This window comes from Pseudoalteromonas sp. ESRF-bin5 (assembly GCF_002632075.1).
GTDB classification, from domain to species: Bacteria; Pseudomonadota; Gammaproteobacteria; order Enterobacterales; family Alteromonadaceae; genus Pseudoalteromonas; species Pseudoalteromonas marina.
This window is the reverse complement of sequence record NZ_NTLW01000024.1, coordinates 1-1,777: the sequence shown is the minus strand read 5'-3', so window position 1 is coordinate 1,777 and position 1,777 is coordinate 1. Positions and strand designations below refer to the sequence as shown.

The window sequence follows — 1,777 nt, the reverse complement described above, 5'->3', positions numbered from 1 at the left end:
GATGCTAAGAGACGGTGTAATGTGGGAAGCGCCAAAAGTTAATAATTAACTATTGACGCCATAGTCTCTTGTTAGGGTTTAGCCATGCGAGCTGCTAATCCGCTTAGAGCCTTCTTGTACACATGCTTTGAAATTACCCATTGACATTTCTTTTGCGTGAAGCTCCATGCCTCCCGCATTTGTATAGGTTGTATAATCTTTATTTGGCATTTTTGTGGACACATACCAAGAGTTTCCATCAATATTTTCTGAGCATGAACCAGGAAATGTTAATGTCCACGTTTGTCTCAAAAAGCATTTCTTTGCTGTTTGAATATAAGTATCCTCAGTTTTTACAGTATCACCCTTAGAACCAAAAATTTGTGTAATCGTAACTTCCGTTGAAGGTCCATCAATACCGCCAGCATGCTTATTGATAAAGTAATTCCAATTACTTTCCAGCTTGCTATTTTCCAATATAAAACTATCACACTGAGAAATTCCGTAGTCATGAAATGACTTTAATAGAGTTTGATCATTGTTTGCAAAAACTGGATTGGCTAAGGTAATACCGAACGAAAGTGCTGACGCGATTACTAGTTTATTTTTCATCTATTTTACTCCTTAAATTTTTAGATGAGCTATTTTATTAAATTGAACCCTAACGCCGTGCTAAACGGCACAAAATGCTTGGCTAAACTATGCGAGGAACGAGCACAGCCAAGCTTTTTGTGTCCGCCATTTAAGCACTTTGTTATGTGGCGATGTGCTTAAAACTTAAACCCTGTTGCTTTAATCGGAATGCTACCTATACCGCTCGTACTTATATGATTTTTCAAGTCTGAGTATACTTCAGCAGCAAAATTATAAAACTCTTGATGAAACTCATCGTCATCGGAACAGTTAGATGACTGAGCGAAGCACTTAGCCGCAGAAAACAACTTTGATATGGCAATTACCATTATCATTTGCTTTAGACCCACAGAACTTTCTCTAGTATCTGGCAGAGGGATTACAGCAAACTGGCCTTGTTTGTTCGTAGCGTGACTTGTTTCGTCTTTTATTTGTTGCAGAGTAGGATGCTTCATTTTACACAAAAGTTTATAGTTGTGATAACAAAGCTTCCAAGCTTGTTCAAAGTCTTTGTCACTTGGGGGGTTGTTTTTTATTTCACCAAATAAATCTCTTTGTGCAGCCATCTTGGATAGCCTTTGAGGTTTCCATGGAACATCACCATTTTCATCGGCAAGAATTTCTTCGGCTAAATCATCTCTGCCGCTAATACAATTTACTACAAGAGCATTTTCATAAAGAGAAGACGCGACACACGCAGCTTGATAAGGATAACCCCAATTAATAAACAACCAAACCCCTCTGAAATCACTCATTACTCTTTTTAGAAAAGCGGCAGCCAATTTAAGAGATTTAATACCAGTTTCTTTACCTTTTAAAAATGGTGCTTTAATTGCTAGATTCATACATTTTTCGGCAAGTTCATCCCAAGGCTTTAAAGCGTGGTGATTTTTATCAATTGCATGAACTTCTAGCTGAGCAAGGTAATTCCAATAATGATCTGGCCAATTGTCAGGTGTAATATCCATTTTCATTTTTTGAAGGTTCCTCAAACTACCCTAGGCCACATAGACATAATGACTCCCACACGGTGTTAGCCTCCGCTTTTCGTGGGTTAGCTTAATTCAAAGCCAGAGCCATAATTAGTTTGTCAATTAACTAAACAGCAGAGGCTAACATGAATAAACATAGCATACTTTTTATCGGTCTTGATACACATAAAGAA

Annotated in this window: 2 protein-coding genes; both read right to left on the bottom strand. The window is 37.6% G+C overall.

The features are described 5' to 3' along the window. Nucleotides 1–78 precede the first annotated feature (78 nt). Entirely contained in the window at nt 79–591 is a 513-nt protein-coding gene (locus BCG07_RS00320; protein WP_286887963.1) for a hypothetical protein, read from the bottom strand. Nucleotides 592–749: 158 nt separating this feature from the next. Next, nucleotides 750–1,586, bottom strand: a complete 837-nt coding sequence (locus BCG07_RS00315; RefSeq protein WP_286887961.1) for a hypothetical protein — start codon at nt 1,584–1,586, stop codon at nt 750–752. Nucleotides 1,587–1,777: the final 191 nt, after the last annotated feature.